Source organism: Micromonospora sp. NPDC003776 (assembly GCF_053605645.1).
In genome coordinates this window covers 1-4,906 of sequence record NZ_JBSGJR010000529.1, presented here as the reverse complement: position 1 = coordinate 4,906, position 4,906 = coordinate 1, and the positions used below count along the sequence as shown (strand labels likewise).

The following is a 4,906-nucleotide window of genomic DNA, read 5'->3' as shown; positions in this document are numbered from 1 at the left end:
CACCCCGGCCCCCAACCTAACCCCGCCGGGCGCCCCCCCCCCCCCCCCCCCCGGCGCCGGCACGCCAGTCCAGCGCCCACCCGCGGCGGGCGGTGGCCGCCGGAGGTCATCGGGGCAGCTCCAGGGCGCCGTCGACGCGGCGCGGGATGGCGCGGTAGTCGTCGGTCAGCTCGGGTGGGAGCAGGTCGGCCGGGGCGCCCTGCCAGGTGACCGGACGCAGGAACCGCCGGATCGCGGTGGTGCCGACGGAGGTGTGCTGCGAGTTGGTCGACGGCCACGGCCCCCCGTGGTGCTGGGCCCAGGAGACGGCCACGCCGGTGGGGTAGGCGTCGTAGACCAACCGGCCGGCCAGGGCACGCAACTGGGCCGACACCGCCCGGGGAAGGTCGGTCTCGCCCCGGCCGAGCAGGACGGTCGCGGTCAACGACGACGGCAGCGCCGCCAGTGCCGTGCGGAGTTCGGCCTCGCCGGCGTAGCGGGCCACCACCGACACCGGCCCGAAGCACTCCTCGGTGACCTGCGGCGGCAGCTCGGCCGCCGCCGCGGTGAGCAGCAGCGGCGCGGCCTGGAAGCCGGTTCCCGCCGGCTCCGCGCCCCGGGCCAGCACCTCGACGCCCGGTGCCTCGGCGAGCCCGCCGGCGATGGTGCCGTACGCGGCCGCGATGCCCGCGTTGAGCAGCACCGGGGCGGCGGCCCCCCGGACCGCGTCGGCCATCGCGCCGACCACCGCGTCGCCGTCGGGACCGGCGGGCACGAACACCAGCCCCGGCTTGGTGCAGAACTGGCCGCCGCCGAGGGTGAAGGAGCCGACGAGTTCGGTGCCGATCGTCGACCCGCGCTCCGCGGCGGCGCGCGGCGTCACGACCACCGGGTTGAGGCTGCTGAGTTCCCCGAAGAACGGCACCGGGTCGGGGCGCTGCTCGATGATCCGCAGCAGGGCGCGCCCGCCGGTGAGCGAGCCGGTGAAGCCCACGGCCCGGACGGCCGAGTGGGCGACGAGCGCCGCGCCGGCCGGCACGCCGTGGACGAGGCTGAGGGTGCCGGCCGGGGCGCCCGCCTTGTCGGCCGCCGCGGCGAGGATGTCGAACACCAGCTGGGACGTCGCCGGATGGGACCCGTGCGCCTTGACGATGACCGGGCAGCCGGCCGCCAGGGCCGAGGCGGTGTCGCCGCCCGGGACGGAGAAGGCCAGCGGGAAGTTGCTGGCGCCGAAGACCGCGACCGGCCCGATCGGGACGAGCATCCGGCGCAGGTCGGGACGGGGCCCCATCGGGGTGTCGCCGGCGTGGTCGATGGTCGCCTCGAGGTAGCTGCCCTCGTCCAGCACCTCTGCGAAGATCCGCAGCTGGTAGCAGGTGCGGGTCAGCTCGCCGGTCAGCCGTACCGGGCCCAGCGCGGTCTCCCGGTCGGCGACGGCGACGATCTCCTCCCGCCGCTCCTCGAGGGCGTCCGCGAGGCCGCGCAGCAGTGCCGCCCGCCCGGCGCGGCCGAGCGCCTCCAGTGCGGGGGCCGCGGCGAGGGCCGCCGCGCAGAGCAGGTCCACCTCTGCGGTGGTCGTCTCCGTGGCGACGACCTCCACCGCTCGGCCGGTCCGGGGGTCGGTGCTGACGACGTCGGACATGCGCATTACCTCCAAGGGGTGCTTCAGCGGGCGGCGTCGACGTGGGCCCGGTCGACGGTCCAGGCGCGGGCCTGCTCGCTCAACGTGATGCCGAGGCCGGGGCGGTCCGACAGGTACATGCGTCCGCCGCGGGTCTCCAGTCGCTCGTTGAACAGCGGGTACAGCCAGTCGAAGTGCTCCACCCACGGCTCGTACGGGTAGGCGGCCGCCAGGTGCACGTGGATCTCCATGGCGAAGTGCGGCGCCAGTTGCAGGTTGCTCTGCTCGGCCAGCGTGGCGAGCTTGAGGAACTGGGTGATGCCGCCGATCCGGGGAGCGTCGGGCTGCAGGATGTCCACCGCGCCGGCCCGGATCAGCTCGTAGTGCTCGGCGACGCTGGTCAGCATCTCGCCGGTCGCCACCGCCGTGTCCAGCGACCGGGCGAGCTGGGCGTGCCCCTCGGCGTCGTACGCGTCCAGCGGCTCCTCGACCCAGACCAGGCCGAACTCCTCCAGCGCCCGGCCGACCCGCATGGCGGTCGGCCGGTCCCACTGCTGGTTGGCGTCCACCATGAACGGCACCGCGTCGCCGAGGTGCTCCCGGACGGCGCGGACCCGACGCAGGTCCTCCGCCGAGTCGGGCTGACCGACCTTGATCTTGATGCCGCCCACGCCCGACTCGAGGGTGCGCGTCGCGTTCTCCAGCACCTGCTCGATCGATTCGTGCAGGAAGCCGCCGGAGGTGTTGTAGCAGCGCACCGAGTCGCGATACGCGCCCAGCAGCTTGGCCAGCGGCAGCCCGGCCCGCTTCGCCTTGAGGTCCCACAGCGCCACGTCGATCGCGGCGAGCGCCTGGGTCGCGGCGCCGCTGCGCCCGACCGACGCGCCCGACCAGACCAGCTTGGTCCAGAGCCGGCCGATGTCGCTGGGGTCCTCGCCGATCAGGTCCGGGGCGACCTCCCGGGCGTGCGCGAACTGCGCCGGTCCGCCGGCCCGCTTCGAGTAGCTGAAGCCGACCCCCTCCAGCCCCGCCTCGGTACGGATCTCGGCGAAGAGGAAGGCGACCTCGGTCATCGGCCGCTGCCGACCGGTGAGCACCTTCGCGTCGCTGATGCCGGTGGGCAGCGGCAGGGTGACGGACGAGAGGGTCACCGACTCGATCCGGTCGAGGATCGCGGGCGGGGCGGTGGTGGTCATGTCGTTCCTTTTCCGTCAGCCGGTCAGCGGACCAGGCAGGGTCGCTTGGGGTCGAACGTCCAGCCGGGGAGGACGTACTGCATCGCCACGGCGTCGTCGCGGGCGCCCAGGCCGTGCTCCAGGTACAGCTCGTGCGCCGCGGCGAGGGCGTCGCGGTCGAGCTCGACCCCCAGCCCCGGCGCGGTGGGCACCTCGATCCGGCCGTTCCGGATCCGCAGCGGTCGGCGGGTGAGCGCCTGCCCGTCCTGCCAGATCCAGTGCGTGTCCAGGGCGGTGATCTCGCCCGGGGCCGCCGCGCCGACGTGGGTGAACATGGCCAGCGAGATGTCGAAGTGGTTGTTCGAGTGCGAGCCCCAGGTGAGGCCGAAGTCGTGGCAGAGCTGGGCGACCCGGACGGAGCCGCGCATGGTCCAGAAGTGCGGATCGGCGAGGGGGATGTCGACCGCGTCCGATCGGACCGCGTGGGCCAGCTGCCGCCAGTCGGTCGCGATCATGTTGGTGGCCGTCGGCAGCCCCGTGGCCCGCCGAAACTCCGCCATCATTTCGCGCCCGGAGAACCCGCCCTCCGCGCCGACCGGATCCTCCGCGTACGCCAGCACACCGTGCAGGTCGCGGCAGAGCTCGACGGCGTCGGCGAGCAGCCAGCCGCCGTTCGGGTCGAGCGTGATCCGCGCGTCCGGGAACCGCGCGGCGAGGGCGCGGACCGCGGCGACCTCCTGCTCGGCGGCGAACACGCCGCCCTTGGACCGTCGCGTGCCGCGACCGCACCGAAACGATTTATGATCATCGGTTTGGCCATGTCAGGGAGCTGGTGTCTCTCCACAGCGGGCGGGCGCGCAGCGATCGACGAATGTGACCATGAATCCCCCCCAGGACTTCACATTGGAAGCAGAATAAAGCTCAATCTCTCGATGGGAAGGGAATCGATCGGGGTCAGCCCGAAGGGGTGACGACCCCCTGGAACGTCGGACGGCGGAAATCGTCCGATCATCCCTCTAGCGCGAAGACGATTTTCGGCGTAGGACGCTACCCGCGAGTTATTTTCCGGTGAAAATACTTCCAAACCGTTGAATCTTCGGCCCAGCGGCACCTTTGCCGCAGCTCAACCCCGTGCGGGGAGCACAACCTCACCGATCGTACGGCGGACGGGGGATCGGGTCGACCATCGCGTCGAATCCCTTCGGCAACTGCGCGACGAGATCTTGGAACTCGTCCACCGTCACCGCTTCCCGCAGCGTCGCGAGCACCGCCACGGTACCCACCTCGGCGACCGCCGGATCCACCCCCGCCCGGTCCGCGACCCGCCGGAGGAAGGTCACCGGCCCGCCGCCCCCGCCATCGATCGGCGCGGTCAGGTAGCCGCTCAGCTCGTCGGGCAACTGGGCCGCGAGGTCCGCCGACTCGCCGGAGGTGATCCGGTCGGCGAGGGTCTGCAGCACCGCGCGGGAGATCGTCGCGGCCTGCTCGGTGGGCAGTTCGGCGCGGCGCGACACCGCCTCGACGAATCGGGGAAACCGCACGTCCGCCTCCTGTCGCCTCGGGCCCCCGGTCGCCCTGTTTCACCGAGACAGTGGCCATCGGACCCGCGATGGCCACTGTCTCCGTGAACGAGGCCCCTGGGAGCCGGCGGTTACCCGGGGGCGGGGGGCGGCAAACGGCGGTCAGCGGGCGGCGGGCACCGGGTCGGCGGGCTCCGGGGAGCCGGCTTCCGGGACGGTCGGCGCCGGGTCGGCGGAGGGCGGGAAGTCCCGCGTCCGCCAGACCGGCGAGCAGCGGGTGACCAGTGCGGCCGCCGCCATCCCGAGCGAGGCCAGGGCGAGGTACGCCGGCGCGCCGAAGAGCCCGGTCAACGCGCCGCCCAGGGCCGCCCCGAGCGGCATCGCCCCCCAGATGACGAACCGGCTGGTGGCGGTCATCCGGGACAGCAGCGCCGGGGGCGTGGCCGCCTGCCGGAGGCTGACCGCGTTGACGTTGTACAGCCCGCTGGCGAAGGCGTTCACCGCCAATCCGGCACCGATGCCGAGCGGGTGCGGCAGCAGCACCAGCGCGGCGCCGGCCTGGAGCACCGCCGCCCCGGTGACCGCCCGCCCGACCCCGAGCCGGGCGCGGG

Annotated in this window: 4 protein-coding genes and 1 pseudogene; all 5 read right to left on the bottom strand. The window is 73.7% G+C overall.

Features of this window, described 5'->3' with window-relative positions; genetic code table 11:
* Positions 1-106: 106 nt before the first annotated feature.
* On the bottom strand, positions 107-1,621 hold the full coding sequence (locus ACWEVO_RS30060) for an aldehyde dehydrogenase (NADP(+)) (RefSeq protein ID WP_452310842.1): 1,515 nt from the start codon (positions 1,619-1,621) through the stop codon (positions 107-109).
* Positions 1,622-1,644: 23 nt separating this feature from the next.
* On the bottom strand, positions 1,645-2,796 hold the full coding sequence (locus ACWEVO_RS30055) for an L-talarate/galactarate dehydratase (protein ID WP_452310841.1): 1,152 nt from the start codon (positions 2,794-2,796) through the stop codon (positions 1,645-1,647).
* Between the two features lie 23 nt (positions 2,797-2,819).
* Entirely contained in the window at positions 2,820-3,530 is a 711-nt protein-coding gene (locus ACWEVO_RS30050; RefSeq protein ID WP_452310840.1) for an enolase C-terminal domain-like protein, read from the bottom strand.
* A gap of 393 nt (positions 3,531-3,923) precedes the next feature.
* Positions 3,924-4,316, bottom strand: a complete 393-nt coding sequence (locus tag ACWEVO_RS30045) for a DUF2267 domain-containing protein (protein ID WP_452310839.1) — start codon at positions 4,314-4,316, stop codon at positions 3,924-3,926.
* A gap of 141 nt (positions 4,317-4,457) precedes the next feature.
* A pseudogene (locus tag ACWEVO_RS30040) lies at positions 4,458-4,906 on the bottom strand (MFS transporter); the annotation flags it as partial.